Source organism: Granulicatella sp. WM01 (genome assembly GCF_004570605.1).
GTDB lineage: Bacteria > Bacillota > Bacilli > Lactobacillales > Aerococcaceae > WM01.
This window is the reverse complement of sequence record NZ_SPPB01000036.1, coordinates 1-20,038: the sequence shown is the minus strand read 5'-3', so window position 1 is coordinate 20,038 and position 20,038 is coordinate 1. Positions and strand designations below refer to the sequence as shown.

The window sequence follows — 20,038 nt, the reverse complement described above, 5'->3', positions numbered from 1 at the left end:
ACGTCTTGAGTTAGCCAATTTTCTGGAAATTCAAATTCTTCTTCCAATTTCAATAATTTTCTGGTATTCTTATCCATGTGAAGCACCTCTTTACTATTTTGTCTCAACTTATAGTTTACTGGTTTGCTTCACTTTTTTCTATAAAAAAATAATCGTGTTGGCGAACCTTTTTGTTCACCAACACGATTTATTGTACACCCTTTTTACTTTAATATCTAAAAATAGGGTTAATGAACTTTTTTCATCAACCCTATTTATTATAGAACCTAAATTACATTTCTAAATCAACTCATGCTATAATCAAAATAAGGCTAAAGAAGACCACCTACAGTTAAGCATCAAACTGTAGGCAGTCTTCTTTTAATAACCTCATCTAAAAAGAATTATGATTACTTTACTATATTTATTTGCCTCTTTTAGCGATATCTCTTCCAATGGTATATCCTGCCATAAATAAAGCAATTACCACCCCTAATCCTCCACCTTCCATATCCATCAATTCTCGGTCAGAAAGTGCTACAAAGTCTACGTTCATATTGTCCATTGTTTCAAATTTAGTCATATATTTTCTCCTCGTATAAAGTTTTTAATTTATAACTTTTTTACTACTCGTCAAAACAGCTATATAAATAATAATAATAACTGGTAGAGGTATGATATCCATATCAAACGCTTCTATAACGTTCATATCGTTAAGAATATATAGTACACTCCATAATATAAAAATTATAGTGCCTAGGTGTTTCATCACAGTCATCCTTTCTTAATCAATCTAGCATGCTCTGCTAAAACTACAGATACCACTTACTCTTGCAATATTTTAAAGGTTTATCCGATAAAACAAGATTATCCTGTAAGCCATCTCTATAAAATTTTCTTATTTATTAATAAAATATCCGGCAGCGCCACCGGCCGCTACTACTCCAGCACCGGCAAGAATTTTCCAAATAGCTACACCTGCAATTGTTGCCGTTAAAAATGCTCCACCTTCCATATCCATCAGTTCCCAATCTGAAAGCGCCACAAAGTCTACATTCATTTTATCCATTGTTTCAAATTTAGTCATATATTTTCTCCTTAATTTATTATTCTACATTTAGGTTGTTATTTTTTATGATAATATTTAAAATCTAAAGAACTTCCATAACCACGGATATACTCCAGTAATATTAATCATATATTTCTCTTTTCTCTGATATTGTGTGTTATTTTGTTTATATGTACAGTATACAAAATATATTATTAAATTTTTTGTTATTGTCATGAAATGCCCTTATTTAGTAATGAACGACCATTTTTTACCATTAAAGAAAAAAGAAACCGAAAATGGCTTCTTCGTAAAAATTTATCATTCAAAAATTAATCATAATATGCTACCTACTCTCGTTATATTTTTGATACTTCTCAAATAGTTCATTAAACAGTATCTGGTTGTAGTCAAAAATATATTCAAATTCCTCTCGGTCTTTTTTCGAAATTTGAGGCAATACCTTACATTCATAGTCAGCAGCAAGGTCATCTTTCTTTGTGTCCAATTTCGTCATTAATTCCAAGGGAACTTCTTTCACACGAAAGATATTCTCTAAAATATAAAAGTTATCTTCATTCAGTACCTCTGAACGCAACTCCACTTGATTTATATTGGTTAATGTTTTAAAAATATCATATAAATCTCTAGCTCTGGTCTTGTTGGTCGTTAATGAATATTCTTCCAATTGCTGACAGGAGGCTCTAATTTTTTCATAGACAATCATTAGTGGACTGTACAAGTAGATTGTTGTTCCATCTAAATCATATGGTTCTTTATGCTCTGTGTACTCATCGTAGCTTAAATCAATCTCGATTTTCTTAATACCACTCTCGATAGATAGAGCGTATTTATTCAACTCTTTCATTTGTATAGAATCTTGAGAGTTTATTTTATCATGGTACTTTTCTTGGTCAAGTAAAGCAAATGATATTTTATATCCTCCCCAATATGGTGGTAAATCTCGATGTCTATTCTTTGGCTTCAGAGCAAATTCAAACGAATTGACAAAGAAACCTTTCTGGCTAAATGCATCTGTAATTAGTTGCTGAAGCTTTACTCCTTCATTTTCTTTTGTAAACCTTATCGTTTCTTTGATGGAAAAATCAAGATCTTGAGATTCTCTATCGACTATTCTATGTAGTTTTAGTGCGTTTCCACCCTTTAAAACTAAATTTTTTACTAGTTCAGTATCTGAGTAAATCGTCTTTAAAATGGTATTGCGTATTTCATCTGGGGTCATATTGTTGCTCCTTCTATATCTTATCTCTATTCTATCATTGATTTGCTATTAAACAAATTATTTCTCAACTATATATAAAAAATATTTTATATAACTTTTTTTCATCGTGATTTTCACCTACAATCTTACCTTATATGGACTAATATCATCCCTTTCTTTAACATGTTCATAAATCATTGTTAACTGATCATATTCATTTGCTACTTTGTCAAATGTTTCTCTTAAAATCTCCCGTTCAATGATGACTTCTTGTAATAATTTATGAATATCATGTTTATTTGATGTTCCATAATCCTTCACTGCTTCATCAAGAATACTTTGTTGCATGACTGGATTATCAGACAATAAGACTGAATAGAATTTATTCAATTTTGCAATACGTTCATCTAATTTATCCAATTCTTTTTTCGTGTCATGAAATTGTTTGTTAAACGAATCTCTTAATTGATTAAAGTGACGACCGTCTGAAACACCTTTGGCAGATAAATAACTAAATTCCTCATTAGTTGTATTAAAAATAATATGATTATGTAAATGGTCTTTATCCATGTGTGTCGCAATAACGAATTCATGTGGCCCTCCTGTTAGCTCTAATATAGTTCGTCTTCCAATCTCATGAACTTACTTAGGGGTAAGATTATCTTCAGGACTAAACGACTGAATAATGTGGTGTGCTAAAACATCCACTTTCCCACTTTGACGTTCTCCTAAAAATTGAATAGCGTGTTTTTTCGTCAACATCATTTCTTCATAAGCATGTTCCACAGACATGACACCATGACAAGATACCAGATGGTTCGTATGACCACTATAGGTAAATAATGAATCATCAAATAAACCCATTGCTGCATTATCTTGTATATCTCCGGTCATATTTTTATGGTCTGTTAAATTGAGGTGTTGTGTTTTCTTTTCATTCTTAATGTAACACAAAGCTGCTTTTAAATTATTCTCTGTTTTGATTTGCAACACTTTAGTCACAACCATAGTATTCCCCCTAATCAGTCACATGTGTAATCATCTCATGAATAGTTTGGTTCAATTGTTTTTGAAGTTGAATCATTTCCATGAGGTCATCTTGTCTAATTTCGCTTTCTGTTTCATGTATCCTTTTGACAATTTGATTAATGTTCACCCCTATTCGATTCACCTCTGTTTTTAATGATTTAATTAATTCAAAATCAATCACGTTAATGACTCCGTTCATTAACATCAAACGTGCATAGACAGAAAAATTGTTTAGTTTTGCGTCATTCATTTTGTTTTTGATATAGTCATTTTCCTCTTCATTGACAAAAAATATTTTTTGAATGGGTCTCTTTCTTTCCATCCTCTTCCTCCAATCTGATTCATTTTTTTATTGTGAGACTATGTAAAATTTGCGTCACTTTTTACGAAGCCATCATGTTTCCAAAATAGCTTTTTCTTTTTGGCGAGCATAGCATTTGTATATACAAATGCGTTTTCACAGAAAGAATAAGCACGTCATTTTTTTAATGACCTGCTTATTTTTTTGTGACTTTTGGGAGTTCCCCAATCCCCCTACATGCAACCTGTATACAATAATTGGGCATAACTGTTTGCCTATCCCATTGACTCAATAAGCAACTCATATTCTTCTTTATTACCTTAGAAAATATGTTGATAAGTATATTTAATACCTTTGACAAGTTCCTCCTGAAACTTGTTCAATAAGACCAAATATTTTTTTACGTTAATGGTTTCAAATCGCTAACAACGTTAGTGTAGTCATTCATATACAAGCTAGGATAAACTCTCTATGTTAAGTGTTACGTGATAATTGTGTAAGACCGTTTACCTATCCATTAAATCAACAAGCAACTCATATTCTTCTTCATTGAGTTGAGAAATAAACTGATAAGTGTATTCAATGTCTTTAACAAGTTCCTCTACTCCCTTCACTTCCTCTAGTGTCTTTTTCAATAAAGCTAAGCATTTTTTTGCGTTAATATTTTCAAATATATAGCGACGTTAGCATAGTCATTCGTATACGAACTAGGATAAATCATATCTGCTAATACAATCACAACAACTTCACTGTTCTGTTTATTTATCATAATGGTATACTCCTTTATTCTCTCTATTTAAATTATCAACTAAATGTTTAACACTTGAGGAGAATGCTTTTTTTGAGGTTGATTCTCTTTTTCTATTACCAAATTTTGTTGTTGCTGTATCGCTTGTTCCCTCAAAAAATAATTATTTTTATTCTTCCTCAAAACTCTAGACACTTACCACTTACTCAACTATAAGCTATGGTATATATACCATAGCTTTATCAAATGACTTTTTTTATTTTTTTTGTTAAAGTATAATATAAGCTATGGTATATATACCATAGCTTAAGGTTCTTGTTTTTAAAAATATGGAGGTTTAAAATTGGTACTGTCAGATGAAAAAATACAAAATATCCTTTTAGAAAAAAAGATTAACAAAGATGCTTCTAACTTAGTAAAATACTCTGATGAAATAGTAATACAAGCTCGAAAAGAATTTGGTAATATTCTGAATCGAACATCGATTATAAAAATTTTAGATGATTTTAAACAATCAAATAAACTTAAAAAATCTGCTTCTGTAAATAAATTTATCGATATTATTATCGATAAATTAGGTCTATTTGAACCGATAAAAATTCTAAATGAATATAAAGGTGAGACTGTTACTCGTTATATTGCTACTGATGTTCAAATTTCTCCTTATGAAATAGCACTCTCATTATTATCTAAATCTTTCCTTTCCCACTACAGTGCTCTTTTTGTTAACGACTTAACTATCAACAATCCTAAAGATATATATATTAACAAAGAACAATCAAAAAAATATTTTTATTCTAACAATGAGCAAAATATCTCTCAAGGAAGAATAGATTATGCTTTTTCTAAAAAAATGAGACGTACAAATATGATCTATTCATTTACCTTTGATGAAACTTCCTACAAAGTTCATGTTCTGAACTCTAAAAACACGAATAATACTGGCGTCGTTCTCAAAAACGTAGTAGGATTTTCCAAACCTATAAGAACTACAAATATTGAACGTACTTTAATTGATGCAATTGTTAGACCAGGATACAGCGGTGGTGCTTTAGAAATTTTAGAAGCATTTTTGCGAGCAAAAAATGAGTTAAACTCTAAACAACTATGGAGTTACCTTAAAAAATTTAACTACTCTTATCCATACCATAAAGCAATTGCTTTCTATCTGAAATATTCCGATTACAGTTATAAGAACGAGCTAATAGACTTCTGTAATAATAATGACAACCAAAATTCTCTAACATTTTACCTAGACTATCAAATGGTTTCTCCTCAAAAAGATGACGAGCTTGGCATATACTTCCCAAAAATGATACCCCCAAAATGATGGTTTAATACACTGACCATATTATCGAAATTGATATCTAACTATACTAATTCATGTTCTTTGATTTCAAGGATAACCATACTAGGCCATGTTACTTAATTTCGTGGCTAACTATACTGACCCATGTTAATCGATTTCCTGGATAAATATATTGATTCACTCTTGAGAATTCTATGATTTACAATACTTGAAAGAAAAAGAAACAGGATCTAAAATGACCCTGTTTCTTTTTCTTACTCAAATAAACAATAGACATACGACTTACGGAATTCATCTTTACGATTATGTCCCAGGTATTCAGTAGCTTTTTGTTCAGCGAACTTATCCATGACATAACCTGCATATTCCTTACGTAGAAATGTTTTTTCTTTGCGTGGTAATCTGTCTAAATCACGTTCATAGTGAAGATATACACGTTTAGCATATTCTGCCCTACGTGAATGTTCATCTAGGTCTTTGGAATTCGATGCGTTCCGTATTTGCCACTACATACGACACCCGTTCCCGCTACTTTAAACATTGCCAAAATCTTTTCCAATTCTTCCTCTGATTTTGCCATAATTGGAGAAACTTTCGTACGTCCTCCTTTTGTACCTCTCGTGATATTCACGTAGTAAAGTCCATTCTTAGCTTTTTTAGCGATAAGATCCGTGCCACGTAATCGCTCCAGCTCACGCTTACGCAAACCCGTAGCACTTCCTAAGATGTCGAAAAAACTATTCTTTTCTTTACTGATTTTATGATCTACTTTAACCTCTAAACGTGAAAGTGTTTTATTACGACGTTCACGCTTAGGAGTTTAGAGAAAATACGTGGTAGAGACACCAAAAACTTTTCCGAGATTTGCTTTATATGTGGTTAACGTATCTGCATTTCGGCCTCAAATCATTAAATCCATAATATAAAGATCAACGTATTTCAGAATGTCTTCTAAGCTATTTAAATCCGTCCCATCACTATGTTTGTCCACGAACTCAGAAAATCTACGCCACGTTGCTGAAACGTCCCGAAAAGCTTTCTCGGATGTAATATATTTGAAGATATCATCTTCTAGCTTACCTTGATGACGACTTTTACCTTTTCCAGCTACAAATTTGGCCGTGATAATCTCTTGTCCCATCTTTTGAACATGTTTCTTACGAGCGTCCTCGCTTATTAAAAGCTCGGACTTTTTCTCTTTTTTACAGGCTTTCCCCTGTCGCGCTTTGCGCGCCTCTGTTCTGCTTTATTACTCATTAGCAAAACTCCTTTCTATTTTTTTATACCTTGATAAAGGCACTGGGTAAGCTATCCGTGACTACCTTACCGCTGACGAAATACTTGCCACGATGCAAGACCTATTGTTAACGATTTGGGTATATCGAAACGTTTATTAAGCGACGTTTTAAACGCTTTTTTGTTTGTCGCCGAACCAGGAATCCCTGACTTGACGTTCCTATTTTTTTAAATTTATGGTATAAGTGAATTGGTGTCCTATATCCGTATCACGACTTCTGAAACGCTTTTGTTTTTATCTTAAACCTTCTGTACTACTATAAATTCTACTCATTATTTCCTCCTAAACTATTGATTAAAGTTTCTTATAAATGTTTATTCTTTTGAATTAGATTCTTATTTCCAATAAATTAAAAATCTCTATTACACTGTTTATACAATGATTCTATTTCCTCCTGATAAGAATTTGTGAACTCTACTTTCTAAAAAATTTTAATATTGATTAAGGTCCTGCGTGATTGATATATTTTAACACCCGTTTCCTCCTATTTATTTACGCTCTAGTCATTCAATATTTCATACTAATAGTCTGCCATATTTTTAAAATCACAAAAATCACGATTAAAAAACCGTGACATTCTCTGAGATAATCGCAAAATTCTAGGTTTGCGTGTTTAGCGCACCCTTCGATTGCGCTAAACACGCTGGCATACTGCCCGAAAATACAAAACTCAATCGTTTTGATTTTCTCCTGTTCTCGTCACTTCGTGCCGACGTCTGTGAATCGCACAGACGAATGCTCGCCGAAACTCGCTATATCAAAAATGGCTCTCCAAAACATTTTTTACAAGACAAAACATGGTAATTATTGTTAAAAATAATATTTTAACAATGTTCTATATTGGAATTGGACATAAAATTACGTAGCAAGCACAGTAAGTGGGTACCCACTTACGATAAAATTAACGTTCTAGATGCCTTTAGCTCTGATTCGTCAAGCTTACTTGTTAGGAAATTCCCTAAGACACTGTTTAAAAATATTTTATAATTCCTAAAAAACTACAATTCAGATTCTTAGTATCTTCTTCGATAGCCAAACAATCCATCTCCAATTCCCTGTAAAGTATCTCGGATTTAATCCCACTGTGCTGAGATATTAATTCCAATGAAATCACATTGTTTAATAATGAACAGCCGTTTTTTACCATTGGCGACAAAAAAGAAACCAAATTTACAAATTCGATTTCTTCCTGTGTTATTTAATTTAAAAATTTATCCAGATAATAATCTAAATATGTTTTCTCTCCAGTTACTACAACGATTTCTCCAGATGTACCATATTTCAGAACCTGGATTTCCTTATCCGAAAGTTTCACCTCTGAAACAACCTTAAAGTAGCTGCCTGTTTCTGTCTTAGTGGCATTACTATCTATACTTGAAATTTTTGAAATAAGATTTAGTTCTTTATTGGATGAATCCTGAGTTTTAAACTTAATCCTATCTCCTACTTTAAGGCTAGAAATATCACTCGAAGGAATATAAGTCTCAATCAAAACTTTCTTCTCATCTGCAATAATTGGGTATATTTGAGCAATCAATGTTCCTTCTGGAATCAATTCTGCATTAAGGACCTCATTGTTCATATGAACAATTCCAGCAACAGTAGACACAATTTCAGTATCTGAAAGAGTATTATTTTGGACCTCTAATCTATTCTCTAACTCATTAATTTTTTGTTCCATAGCTGTTAGTTCTTGACTTACTTCTGAAATTTTTTGAGATTGTAGAGAAGAAAGCTGGCTATCTAAGCTGGAATTGTAGGATTGCTGAACACCAGCACTAGAATATTGGATTTGATAACTAGATAATTCTGACTGAAATTGCTGGATTTGTGAATCAATCTGAGTAATCGTTTGATTCTTTAGAGTATCCTTTTCAACATCACTCGTTAATGTCCCAGATTGTGAAATATAGGTAGTATACAATGAATACCCTTGGTTCGTACTATCAATTAATGATCCTGTTGAAATAGCACTCTTTAACGCTTGATAATCAGATATTTTACCGGATAGTTCATTGATAAAACCACCAATTGTATTTTGAGTATTCGTCGATGCTGCGTTCTGTGAAGCAATTGTTCCATTCTGTTGTGAAACACTACTTTCTAGTGTTTGTCGTTGATTCAAGTAATCCTCAAACCTACGATAGTAACCAAATGTATCTGTTTCTGGAAACTGACTAATAGTCGTCTCATAGCTCAATTTTAATAGCTCAAGCTGCTCTTTTTGTGTTTGCAATAAACTCAACTGATCTTCAGAGTTATCTTGCTGCAACGTCTCATTTGTAGAATCGTACTTGATCAAGACATCACCAATATTAACTACGAGATTTTCCTTCAGTGAATTTAAAATAATCTTGTTGCTGCTGGTTGATTGAATCTGGGCTAATACTTTTACGGGCTCTACAGTAGCAGCACTTTTAAGAGTAATTTCTTTTTTAAAAAATGCCAAAAATACAACCAAGAAAACCATCAAAGCAAATACTGGAAGAATCAATTTGCTTGAAAAATTATGATACCGTTTTTGATAAAATTCCGAACTTTCTAGTAATTCTTCGTACATGATTCCCTCCTAACTATTTACTAAATGAGCATAAAATCCTTGTTTCTGCAGCAAATCTTGATGAGTTCCTTCTTCAATAATCTTACCTTTATCAAGGACAACGATATGCTCCGTTCTTTCAGAAATTGTTAATCTATGAGCAATGAAAATCAACGTCTTATCTAATTCCATAAGATTATCTATGATTTTCTTCTCAGTCAATACATCTAAGCTACTGGTTGCCTCATCCAAAATCAGTACTGGAGAATCCGACAATAATGCCCTAGCCAAAGCAATTCTCTGACGCTGACCTCCTGAAATACCAACACCATCTGACGTTAATTCTGTTTGATAGTTCAACGGCATAGATTCTATATCGGACTTGATTTCTGCGATTTGAACAGCTCTAAAAATATCTTCTTGAGTCGTTCCCTCTTTTGCACCTAGCAAAAGATTGTCCAGAATAGTACCATTAAAAACATACGGCTGTTGTGGTAGATAATTGATATATCTTCGAAGACTTTCTTTGTTAATGTCTTCTAGGTTCACATCATCTAATAAAATCTCTCCCTTTGATGGACTAAAGAAGTTAACAAGCATCTTGGCCAATGTAGTTTTTCCTGAACCTGAAATTCCTACAAATGACACCTTACTACCTGCTTTCAATGTGAGATTAATGTCACTAAGAACATCTCTACCATATCCATACTTATAGCTGACACTGTTGAATGTTAGATTCCCTTTGAAATGACTCAAATCATGAACTGTTTTTTGCTCTTCAAATTCAGATTTTACCAAGTATACTTCATTTAGGCGGTTATTGGCAACTTTAGCAGTTTGTAACTTCGTCTGAAGGTTAATAATATTTTCCAGAGGGTTTGTGAAATAGACCAATAAAGAGTTATAAGTAATAAGTTGACCTAATGTCATCTTATTATCCATAACAAGATTTGCTCCCATCCATAATACCGCAACATTCAGCAACAACTGAGCCAATTTTTTTAGCGTTTTCTGAATACTCTCAGCTCTACCGTAAGCAAATGACTTCTTCAAATAATCGACAAATTCCTTATCAATCTTTTGATAACGTTGTCGTTCACTTGTTAAGGACTTGATTGTCTCAATACCGTTAATGTCTTCAATGATTGAAGATGATAGGACCGCATTAGATTCCATTGTTTCTTGATTCATTTTTTCGAATGGTTTCATGAAAGATAAAATAATCACGGTATAGATTGGCAATGCAAGCAAGCTAATGAAAAATAGGTTAATGTTTTGAGAAAACAAAACAATTGAAACAATGATGATAATCGAAACATCTAAGAAAACCGATAAAATCGTACTTGCTAGAGCATCGATGATTGAATTAGCATCAGTGAAACGTGAAACGATTTCCCCTGTTCTTCTTGTTGCAAAGAAAGACATCGGCAAGTGAAAAACATGCTTGATATAAGACAAAATAACATCAATTGATAATCTCTGCCCCAGGATCAATAATAAGTACTCTTGAGCATAAGAAATCAGTTGTTGAAGAATATAGACAATAACTAATCCAACTGACACAATGCTTAGAGTATTTTTTACCTGTTCAGGAATATAGGTATCTATAATCGATTGTAGATAATATGAACCAACAATATTGATTATAGTCACTATAAGAGTGGCAATGACAATATTTAATATCAGCCCCTTCTGTCTAGCAAGGATAGGGACAAAAGATAATAAGCTATCTTTCTTTTCTTTGTGAACCTTATAGCTTGGAGTTGGAGCGATGAAAATTGAAACTCCTGTCCATTCCTCTTCAAACTGCTCACGTGGCATTTTCTTCAGTTTAACAGATGGATCAGGGTCAGCGATATGAATTGATTTCTTATCACAGCCGGTTACCACATAATAGTGCATCAAATTACCATTTTTGACTACATGGGCAATAAAAGGATAGATGATATCCTCATCAAAAAGAGTCATATCCGCACGGATTGCTCGAGTTTCAAATCCTTCACCTTCAGCAACTTTGACCAAGCCAAAAGCTGTTGTCCCCTTTTGTGTAGTCTTCGCCAATTCACGCAAAGTAGCCAACGAATAATATGACCCATAGAAACCAAAAACCATTGCCAGAGAGGCAACACCACAGTCCCTAGTATCTACTTGAGCACGATAATGTTTCTTCTTAAAACGCATATAATCTCCTCTTGATTTACATATCTATTATCACACACTATTTCTACTATTTTGGAAATAACACAACAGAAAAAAACTGAGAGTCAGCCTTTTCTACATTTATAATCATTTGATAATTGCATTTACAATACTTCTACCGAAATCATTTCCCGTATCATATACTGCTTTAAAAAATTGAGAGTAAACGGTACATAAGAGAATAACAACCACTGCTGTAAATATAACAGTCTTATGATCTTGAACAAAATTAATTAAAGTTTTAAATTTAGTCATTCTATTCCTCCTACATAATCGCTACTTTAGGCTTTACTGGCTCTCATGGAAGATAAATCCTAGGGCGACGAATAGCATTTCCTACAAAACTCACCAAGCCTAAAATACTTCCACCTGTAATATTTTGAAGTTCTACATCTGTCATTTTTTTCACGAGTTTCTCCTTTCTTTATTTAACTAAGCCATTGGTTTCTTTAGTAGTTCAAAAAATAATTGCCAACAAATCATATTCTTTACTCCTATATGATTTGTTTTTTCTGTGTTATTTTGTTTACATGCATAGTATAAAATAAAAAGAGTCCTAATTTTATTTCTTGTCGTGAAATATCGTTATTTTGTAATGAATGACCATTATTTACTGTTAAATAAAAAATCCAGCTAAAGTAAGCTGAATTTTTTGGTTATTTTCTGTTGAGATAATAATCTCTAATTAAGCTTGAAAGAAACTGTGAATCTGACACACGGATAGGGGACGACTCTGCCAATTCCTTAAGCATTTGACGTTCTGAGGGTAATAGAGTAAAAGAATAAGTCTTCTTCAGTTCTTGACTTTCTGATACTACCATTCCTTTTTTTACGGAAACTTCCTCCCTAGCTTTTTGAAAATTTGAAAATTTATTTGTCATGATTACTTCTCCTTATATAGTATGAATAATTTTTTCAAAGACTTCTCCAATGTGATCATAAAAGTGCTTATGACGTCTCTTTTCAGCATCTGACATTTCATCCTGAAGTTCAAATATACTCTTATCGCTCAGCAAGCTCTTTGCCAGTAACTCTTTTTTCGGAATTACTCCTAACAAACCTGAATCATCAGCAATAATATCCAAAAATTCTCGTGAGCTACTTCCGATATGCTCTATTTTATTACCAATCAGATACGGAACAGCTTGAATATAAGATTTCCTAGTCATAATGTCGACAACCTCAGACTTAAGACGACTAATGGTTTCTTGGAGTTCTAACCAGGCACGATAACCGTTTCTAGAAGGCTCTGATAATCCAATCACAGCATCCGCAACTGCTATAAAGTTCGATGTGACCAAGCTAGCATCATTATGAGTATCTATAACAACGTAATCATATTTACTTAACACATCAATATTATCCGCAAACCACATAAAAAGAATCAGACAATTATTTTGTTTCTTCCTAAGTTCCAAATCCTCATCAGTTAAAAATTCTGAACCTTTGATAAAGTCTAGTTTTTCATCTACAGGGTATATCTCAAAAGCTCCTCCTTTAAAGACATCATAAATAGAACTTATCCCTAATTCTTTAAAAGAATAAGTTAAATTGCATGATGAGTCCCCATCTATTAGAAGAACCTTTTTATGTTTTATAGATGATAACCACTTAGAAAAGTTATAAGAAAAAGTAGACTTACCTGTACCACCTTTATTGATATTAATTGTTATTATCTTCATGTAAATCACCTCTAATATATTGTATCATATTGTTTTATAATATGATACAATATATTGTTTTTTCTTTATAAAATTTAAAAAATGGTCATTATTTTGTAATGAATGACCATTCATTACTCATGTGTGCGTTTTCACTAAAATTCCTTTATAATGAAACTATAAATAAAGTCAAAGATATAAATAATAAAAGGAGATTAACAAATGAATAAACATAATAATTGTACAGTGTCCCACTCACTTTCAAAAGAAGAACTCCAGAATATTACTGGGGGAAATCTTTCAAATTTTTGGGAAATACTTTTCCCACTAATAAAAGACGTGGTTAGACATATAACGCATAAGTTGACCAAAAATGCATAGAATCATACTGCAAATAATAATGATTCTATGCATTTTTTATCTATCCTAAAAAATATATTATACAAAAAAATTAAACTTCCTCAATAAACACCAACTCCTGAACAAATCGATGATTACTACTATTCGTTGTCAACGTAAATTTAGGATATTTATCTAAAATAGCTTTTACATTAGCCAAGCCAATTCCTCGATTATTTCCTTTTGTAGAATGACCGTATTCAAAGATATGACTTGTTGACACTTTATCTTCGACAGTAGTATTTTCTACAACCACAATTTTTCGGTCATATTCCTGGAAGTAGGCAAATACAATATTTCCATTTGTACACTGCTCTGCAGCATCGATAGCATTATCTAATAAAATAGACAGAATCGTTATGAATTCTATCAACTCTAAAGCAGGTGGTTCAATTTCAGAATCTACTTCCACAGAAATTGCAATACCTTTTTTTTGTGCCTCCAACATCTTAGATGACAGCAAACTCTTCACAGCAGGATTTTGTATATTGGATAATCTAGCTATATCGTACTTTCCATCATAGAATTTTCTATCCGAATCTGCTATCACTTCTTGATAAATTGAACAAATCCCAACAATATCCTCTTCCTTAATTGCTTCATTCAAACTAATAAGAATATTAGTGTAGTCATGTCGGAAACTTCGAATTTCTTTATAAAGTGCCTCAACATGACGACTATAACAGCCTAAATCGGATAATTGTTTGTCCTTCAACTCCTGGATTTCTTTGTATTGCTTTTCTTTCCTCTGATAGTTCAAATACAACATACTAATAATAAATATTGTAAAATATACCAGCAATACATTAGTTCTAATAAAATAAGTATCTATATTTAAAATCAATCCATTTTCAATCGCAATTTCAAGTTGAATCATACCACGAATTATCAAAAAGTATGTAATAAAAAATACATTCAGACTAATGAATATCTTTTTAAAAGTTTGATCTAAAGTATCAACTTGAAGATTCTTAGACTCTATCCCGAGTCCTTTGAAGAATATTGTATAAAATGGAACTAATAATAGTGTTAGGACAATATTAAAAAATGGGCTGCTATTAAACGAAATAATATCAATATCAAAAACAAATCGTAAATATAAACCTATTATCCTTTGAAACATATCTCCAATTACGAATGGTAATAAGCAATAGAATATCTTTTGTATCTTATTCCAACCAGTTTTTAAGAAAGAAATTATCAGCAACAGTGAAAACGGCTCCCATAATTGGAATATACCACTTAACAATATAGATGCTAAGGTTATAATAACTGCAATAGCAATTTTCTTTTTTGTGGTCATTCCAAACCCGCTAATCTGCTGAAAAATATAAAGTCTTATTAATATATCAATAAAAAAAAGAATATCATACCCTAGTGAAACCTTCATCACTTATCCCCTATTAATCCAATCAATCTTCCTTGTTTTATCCTAGAGATAAAACAAGAATCTCCATTCTCAAAATAGGCAATGTGATTTGTTCTGTCCAATCTTGTTATATTTAATGGATTCACTACACAAGAACGATGTGCCTGGTAAAGTCGTTCGTCAGCTTTCGCTATATCGGATACTTTCCCGTAAAACTCAGTCTGACCTGTTTTGGTTTTTAAAATGACTTTATGTATTGTTGATGATGTTTCAAAATAAAGGATATCACTAAAAGGGACTTGAATATGAGCAGTTTCAGTTTTATATACAAAAGAATTTTCAGCTATAGTATGATCAATATTTTCAAAAGCATGCACTAACACATCTGATACTGCCTTTTGAAAGTCACTATCCTCTAGGCCTTTATCTATAAAATCTAAAGCAGAGACTCGATAACGATACGTTACCGGCATAAATTCTGAGTGAGTTGTTACAAAGACAATAACAGCATAGGGATCGCGAGCACGGATTTCTTTAGCGATTTCCATGCCTTTCTTTTCTTCGCCTTTTATTTCAATATCTAAAAAGAAAAATTGGTGATTCCCCACTTCCTCGATTGATTCAAATAATTGATTTGGTTTACCAAAAACTTCTAGGAATTTATACCTTACTGACGTTTCTTCAACACACCGCCTAATAGCATTTTCTAGCCTGCTCTGCTGAAAAAAATCATCTTCTAATACAAAAATATTAAGCATAGATTATCCTCTTCTCCATAATTTATTTAATTCCTTCTGTTTGTATCTTGAAAAAGACATAGTCCCAACACCTTCATTTGTAAATACTATTAGACGTTCTGATAAATTTAGTCCTTGAATTTTATCAATATTGACAAGGAATTTACGATGACACCTAAAAAAGTTCAATTTTAACTTATCTTCTAAATCTTTCAAAACACCATAAAATTCAAAAACACCAGACTCTGTAATAGCCTTTAACATGTGCGGCTTGGTTGTATCTGAACTAATATAAAATATATCCTCAAGAAACAGTTTCATTGAAATTTCATCTTTATTAACAATTAAAAAATTCATAAGACTACCTCCTCTTTTAAAAGTATCCTATCAAAAATCAACTCTTAATTTCCAAAAAATCATGAACTGTACATTATCTGTCATCAATGACCATTTATTGCTACTCATTATATAATATAAACATTTCATTATCTTAATAAAATTTATTCTCACTAACTGATATAATAAAAATAAAAAAAGGAGGAATTATGTTTTATATTATTGAACAACACAAAAATTTACAAATTACCAAAATCATCAGTAACTACCTAAAAAATAGATATCCGAGAATAGTCTTCAAAATATTACAAAGTTTCAAAGCTCATCCATCCCATCAATCTAACACATATTTTATCATAAATAAAGACATATACTTAAATGAACAAGAGTTAGAAGTAGCAAAAAATATTAGAAAAAATGATCGATTCGGTCACATTATCCTCATTTCTAAAAATATCAACTACCTACAACTATTCCGCTCACACATTAACTTTCTAGAAATCATTGACTGTGACAATAATCTCAAAGAAGAGATTTATAATTGCATTGACTTTCTAAAAAAAAACATCTCTTGAACAACATAATGTGATATATTGCATTATGTTGTTCTTTTTATTCCAAATTTTTCTCTATATCTTCTGAATGTTCTCGCATTAATCCCCACTAAATCTTCTATATCCCTATCAGAACAGCCTGATTTAAATAATTCAAATGCATGCAACAATTGAAGACTTGCACTAGTAAACAAAGGTTTTCTCCCTTTATACTTGCCTTTTCTTTTGGCAATCTCAATCCCCTGACGTTGTCTCTCTAAAAGCCTAACCCTCTCAGCTTCCGCTTGATACTTATAAATCTCAATTATTAAATTATTCAATAACCTTCTTAAATTATCATCTTTAATTCCAACCAAAGAAGGAAAACTTAAAATCTCAAGAGTAGCCCCTTTTGAATGAATCATAGATATTACTTCTGTTAACTCTTTATTATTTCTCCCTAATCGATCTAACTCAGAAACAACAACAATATCTCCTTCCCTAATAAAAGACAATAATGCTTCTAAACCAGGTCTATTCTTATCCTTTCCACTAAGCTTATCAGAAAATACCTTAAATACATCAGAAAGATTTTCTACTTGCCTATCTAAATTCTGATCCTTACTACTAATTCTAATATAACCAATCCTACTCATACTTATGCCTAATCCTACTGTCCTAAAAATAACCACACTAAATAGCACTAACCATTAATGACATTTAAACTATACCCTATTGTCCTGCCTTATCCGGAACAGTTATCATAGATATAATGTAATGGCAGTTTGCGTGTTTTGTTTCTTATCCCGTATCAAGTTCAAGTAGTTTTCTTGACAGGGGCATTATAAACTCCGTAATCACTCGTTTTAATAGTTTGATTAGAATACTCTTACTTACTCCTAGAAGATGTGATAAAGCGGTATAATACGCTTCTCTTGCTTTCTTATTCATACTAATTAATGAGAGAGCGATATTCGAAATCGAAGCAAGGATAAGTCCTCCTTGGCGACCATGTTTAAAAGAATATAGAATCTTTCCTTCGGACTGCAGTGTCTTTAAAACATAATCTAGAGAACGTTCTGGAATACCAATTGCAGCTGTAATTTCTTTCTTTTTCACTCTCAGATATGGACTATCTGAGTTTGTTTTTTGTTTGATATAGTTCCAAAAATCTTCTCTCCATTCTGAAAAGTGACTGCGTTGCCGTTGATCACGTGATTTCTTGAACTTATACCATCCTTGACGAATGAATAAATCTTTTGTTGTCAAATCAGAGCTAACCCAAGTTTGACATAAAATTTTGATAAAATCTCTGTTAGCAGCTTCATATTTTCCAGAATAAGCACTTGCTACTGTCTTTTTGAGTTCATTTTTCTTCAAAGGCACTTCTAAATCAGTATTATAATCACTGAGTTCTTCCATACAGTCGCTATAAGCAACTCCTGAAGCGTAGTTTGCCAAAGCTAACGTAAAAATAACGTTATTGCGACCCATAAGAGCCTTTTCGCCACGAATTTTCGAGGTATTCTTAAGAAGACGATACCAGGGCTCGTCAATTTGTTTCTGACCTTCAGTTCCTGATAGTACAAGAAGATTAGGTTTCTTAGAGTACGTTAAATCATCTTGTTGCATGGACCAGTTAAACCATTCAGCAAAGGTATAGACATTATTTTGATCAAAGTACTCTGTGTTATCTTCACGGGGAATACGTGCGATACCAAAGTGATTGCACGTCATATCAACGGGCAAATCCTTGATAAAATGGTTTCTGATATTCTGAGAAATCATCTTTGCAACATTTACAACTTTAAATTCCGTAGCAGCTGTTACATAAGCAGCATCCTTTAAGATGAAATAGGCTTGATAACCATTCTCTGTTTTTAAAATTAAAGTTGGCATGAAGCCTAAATCTAAAGATGATACAAGAATGTCGCTGAAATTGATATTCTCTGACTGATTTTTAAAGTCAAAATCGATATAGAAAGCGTTAATTTGGCGAAGATTATGCTCACTATGTCCCTTTGTAATACGAGGGTTCTTTTGCGAATATGTCCCATATCGATAAACATTAGGTGTCCAGTGAGTAAAAACAGTTTGATTATCCTCAACAGCCTCCAGAGAAGTGAGAACAATGCCTCTTCCGGCAATCATATTCTTTTTACTACGGTACCCAAAAATAGCTCCCTTTTGTTCCTCAAAAGAAGTATTTTCATGCTTACTATTTTTAAATTTGAATTGTCTTAGTCCATCTTTTAAAATCATTTGGTGAATCTTTTGGATATTGATGTTCATCTCTCCTCCTTTCTTAGAAAAATACAAAAAGGTATCAACTTTTCGTCGATACCTTCCACTTTTTTTACTCAACTACTTGCTTTTTTTGAGAAATCTTAGTACACTTTATTAAGTTATTTCATTTTACACAATTTTGTGATATAATGAAATTAAATAAGAAATTGTACTAGAAGTAGTTTCGCTTGATAGTGTTGGCTATCAACGAGGCTCCTGGAAAATGTCGCCAACATTTTTCGGGCTAGTCTTTTTTATTTTCTTTGATTTTAACTAAAACCATTATACAACGATTTCGATTTTTTCGCAAATTGTATTTTGATACGATACAGTTTTAGAAATCTAATAAATTACGGTTCTATGTCAAATAGGGTTGATGAGGCTGTTATGCACTTAAGTGTATAACAGTCTTTTCATAACTAGAAAACAATTTTATCATTAACAAAATACGTGCTCTAAAATAAGTAAATGACCGATAGCCAAAAGCATTCCGTTTTAATACTTTAATCTTATTATTTAATCCCTCAATAGATCCATTTGATAATTGTGGGGCATTGAATGTATTGTGAATATAAGGCAATAATCGTTTGAATGTGCCTATCTGACGGCGTAACCCAAGCGCAATAGACTGATTTCTTGCTGACAATAATAGCTCATCAAATTGCAATTTATCTCCTTGTCTAATCGCTTCAAGTAAATCATGCATCAACTCGTAACTATTTTTCAACACTTCATCATGCGACAATAAATAAGTCACAATATTTTGTGTGTTTGTTAGTGTTTTAAATAGGGGCATTTTAGTATATATTTGTGCATTTAACTTATCTGGTGATAGTAAAAATAACTTCCAATATCTTTTGAATTGATTATATAATGGGCGATTATGAACTTTATACCGATTCATAACACTAACCCGATGCCGGTTTAATTCACGAGTTAAAGCTTGAACCAAATGAAATTTATCTATATGTATAGCCGCATTTGGGAAATATGTCTTTATAAAAGCTATATATGGGAAAGACATGTCAATGGTAATCGTTTTAACC

22 protein-coding genes are annotated in these 20,038 nt (G+C 32.1%); 2 read left to right on the top strand and 20 right to left on the bottom strand.

From position 1 onward, the window contains the following. Positions 1 to 403 precede the first annotated feature (403 nt). The 7 genes from E4T68_RS05880 to E4T68_RS09915 all read right to left on the bottom strand — a co-directional run bounded on the left by E4T68_RS05880 (position 404) and on the right by E4T68_RS09915 (position 4,348). Positions 404 to 544: a bacteriocin gene (locus E4T68_RS05880; protein WP_135125033.1), complete on the bottom strand. Its 141-nt coding sequence runs from the start codon at positions 542 to 544 to the stop codon at positions 404 to 406. Positions 545 to 877: 333 nt separating this feature from the next. Then, complete coding sequence (locus E4T68_RS05875) at positions 878 to 1,066, bottom strand: class IIb bacteriocin, lactobin A/cerein 7B family (RefSeq protein WP_135125032.1); 189 nt, start codon at positions 1,064 to 1,066, stop codon at positions 878 to 880. Between the two features lie 307 nt (positions 1,067 to 1,373). Then, the gene (locus E4T68_RS05870; protein WP_135125030.1) at positions 1,374 to 2,270 is read right to left on the bottom strand and encodes a nucleotidyl transferase AbiEii/AbiGii toxin family protein; all 897 of its coding nucleotides are present in this window, start codon (positions 2,268 to 2,270) and stop codon (positions 1,374 to 1,376) included. A gap of 117 nt (positions 2,271 to 2,387) precedes the next feature. Beyond that, positions 2,388 to 2,882 (bottom strand): helical hairpin domain-containing protein, encoded by a 495-nt coding sequence (locus E4T68_RS05865; protein ID WP_135125029.1) that lies wholly within the window; start codon positions 2,880 to 2,882, stop codon positions 2,388 to 2,390. A 9-nt stretch (positions 2,883 to 2,891) separates the two neighbouring features. Beyond that, complete coding sequence (locus E4T68_RS05860) at positions 2,892 to 3,257, bottom strand: hypothetical protein (RefSeq protein ID WP_135125027.1); 366 nt, start codon at positions 3,255 to 3,257, stop codon at positions 2,892 to 2,894. A gap of 10 nt (positions 3,258 to 3,267) precedes the next feature. Next, complete coding sequence (gene mobC / locus E4T68_RS05855; protein ID WP_135125026.1) at positions 3,268 to 3,600, bottom strand: plasmid mobilization relaxosome protein MobC; 333 nt, start codon at positions 3,598 to 3,600, stop codon at positions 3,268 to 3,270. A 619-nt stretch (positions 3,601 to 4,219) separates the two neighbouring features. Next, a complete protein-coding gene (locus E4T68_RS09915) occupies positions 4,220 to 4,348 on the bottom strand; it encodes a hypothetical protein (protein WP_255518880.1) in 129 nt (42 codons plus the stop codon). 322 nt (positions 4,349 to 4,670) lie between these two features. Between E4T68_RS09915 and E4T68_RS05850 the strand changes: the two genes are divergently transcribed. After that, positions 4,671 to 5,657, top strand: coding sequence for a hypothetical protein (locus E4T68_RS05850; protein ID WP_135125024.1), 987 nt, complete (start codon positions 4,671 to 4,673; stop codon positions 5,655 to 5,657). Between the two features lie 448 nt (positions 5,658 to 6,105). On the opposite strand, the gene E4T68_RS09765 is transcribed toward E4T68_RS05850, so the two are convergent. The 10 genes from E4T68_RS09765 to E4T68_RS05790 all read right to left on the bottom strand — a co-directional run bounded on the left by E4T68_RS09765 (position 6,106) and on the right by E4T68_RS05790 (position 16,194). Then, a complete protein-coding gene (locus tag E4T68_RS09765) occupies positions 6,106 to 6,342 on the bottom strand; it encodes a hypothetical protein (protein WP_228099255.1) in 237 nt (78 codons plus the stop codon). Positions 6,343 to 6,537: 195 nt separating this feature from the next. After that, complete coding sequence (locus E4T68_RS09760) at positions 6,538 to 6,777, bottom strand: hypothetical protein (protein WP_228099254.1); 240 nt, start codon at positions 6,775 to 6,777, stop codon at positions 6,538 to 6,540. A 1,354-nt stretch (positions 6,778 to 8,131) separates the two neighbouring features. After that, a complete protein-coding gene (locus tag E4T68_RS05835; RefSeq protein WP_135125023.1) occupies positions 8,132 to 9,493 on the bottom strand; it encodes a bacteriocin secretion accessory protein in 1,362 nt (453 codons plus the stop codon). 9 nt (positions 9,494 to 9,502) lie between these two features. Next, positions 9,503 to 11,653, bottom strand: coding sequence for a peptide cleavage/export ABC transporter ComA (gene comA, locus E4T68_RS05830; RefSeq protein WP_135125022.1), 2,151 nt, complete (start codon positions 11,651 to 11,653; stop codon positions 9,503 to 9,505). A gap of 105 nt (positions 11,654 to 11,758) precedes the next feature. Continuing rightward, complete coding sequence (locus E4T68_RS05825) at positions 11,759 to 11,926, bottom strand: bacteriocin (protein WP_135125020.1); 168 nt, start codon at positions 11,924 to 11,926, stop codon at positions 11,759 to 11,761. A 401-nt stretch (positions 11,927 to 12,327) separates the two neighbouring features. Further along, entirely contained in the window at positions 12,328 to 12,552 is a 225-nt protein-coding gene (locus E4T68_RS05815) for a hypothetical protein (RefSeq protein WP_024379520.1), read from the bottom strand. Positions 12,553 to 12,564: 12 nt separating this feature from the next. Continuing rightward, the gene (locus E4T68_RS05810) at positions 12,565 to 13,353 is read right to left on the bottom strand and encodes a ParA family protein (protein WP_135125016.1); all 789 of its coding nucleotides are present in this window, start codon (positions 13,351 to 13,353) and stop codon (positions 12,565 to 12,567) included. Positions 13,354 to 13,783: 430 nt separating this feature from the next. After that, positions 13,784 to 15,121: a sensor histidine kinase gene (locus E4T68_RS05800; RefSeq protein WP_135125013.1), complete on the bottom strand. Its 1,338-nt coding sequence runs from the start codon at positions 15,119 to 15,121 to the stop codon at positions 13,784 to 13,786. Next, positions 15,121 to 15,858, bottom strand: a complete 738-nt coding sequence (locus tag E4T68_RS05795; RefSeq protein WP_135125011.1) for a response regulator transcription factor — start codon at positions 15,856 to 15,858, stop codon at positions 15,121 to 15,123. Before E4T68_RS05795 ends, E4T68_RS05800 begins: the two co-directional genes overlap by 1 nt. A gap of 3 nt (positions 15,859 to 15,861) precedes the next feature. Then, on the bottom strand, positions 15,862 to 16,194 hold the full coding sequence (locus E4T68_RS05790; protein WP_135125010.1) for a LytTR family DNA-binding domain-containing protein: 333 nt from the start codon (positions 16,192 to 16,194) through the stop codon (positions 15,862 to 15,864). A gap of 188 nt (positions 16,195 to 16,382) precedes the next feature. On the opposite strand from E4T68_RS05790, the gene E4T68_RS09315 reads away from it, so the two are divergent. Continuing rightward, positions 16,383 to 16,748 (top strand): hypothetical protein, encoded by a 366-nt coding sequence (locus tag E4T68_RS09315; protein WP_167753838.1) that lies wholly within the window; start codon positions 16,383 to 16,385, stop codon positions 16,746 to 16,748. Positions 16,749 to 16,771: 23 nt separating this feature from the next. On the opposite strand, the gene E4T68_RS05785 is transcribed toward E4T68_RS09315, so the two are convergent. From E4T68_RS05785 to E4T68_RS05775, 3 genes are all read right to left on the bottom strand, one after another. Then, positions 16,772 to 17,362 carry a recombinase family protein gene (locus tag E4T68_RS05785; RefSeq protein ID WP_135125009.1) on the bottom strand — a complete coding sequence of 197 codons (591 nt, stop codon included), beginning with the start codon at positions 17,360 to 17,362 and terminating at the stop codon, positions 16,772 to 16,774. Positions 17,363 to 17,507: 145 nt separating this feature from the next. Continuing rightward, complete coding sequence (locus E4T68_RS05780) at positions 17,508 to 18,998, bottom strand: primase C-terminal domain-containing protein (RefSeq protein WP_135125008.1); 1,491 nt, start codon at positions 18,996 to 18,998, stop codon at positions 17,508 to 17,510. A 379-nt stretch (positions 18,999 to 19,377) separates the two neighbouring features. After that, a partial coding sequence (locus E4T68_RS05775; protein WP_167753837.1) for a transposase occupies positions 19,378 to 20,038 on the bottom strand: 661 nt, incomplete at its 5' end.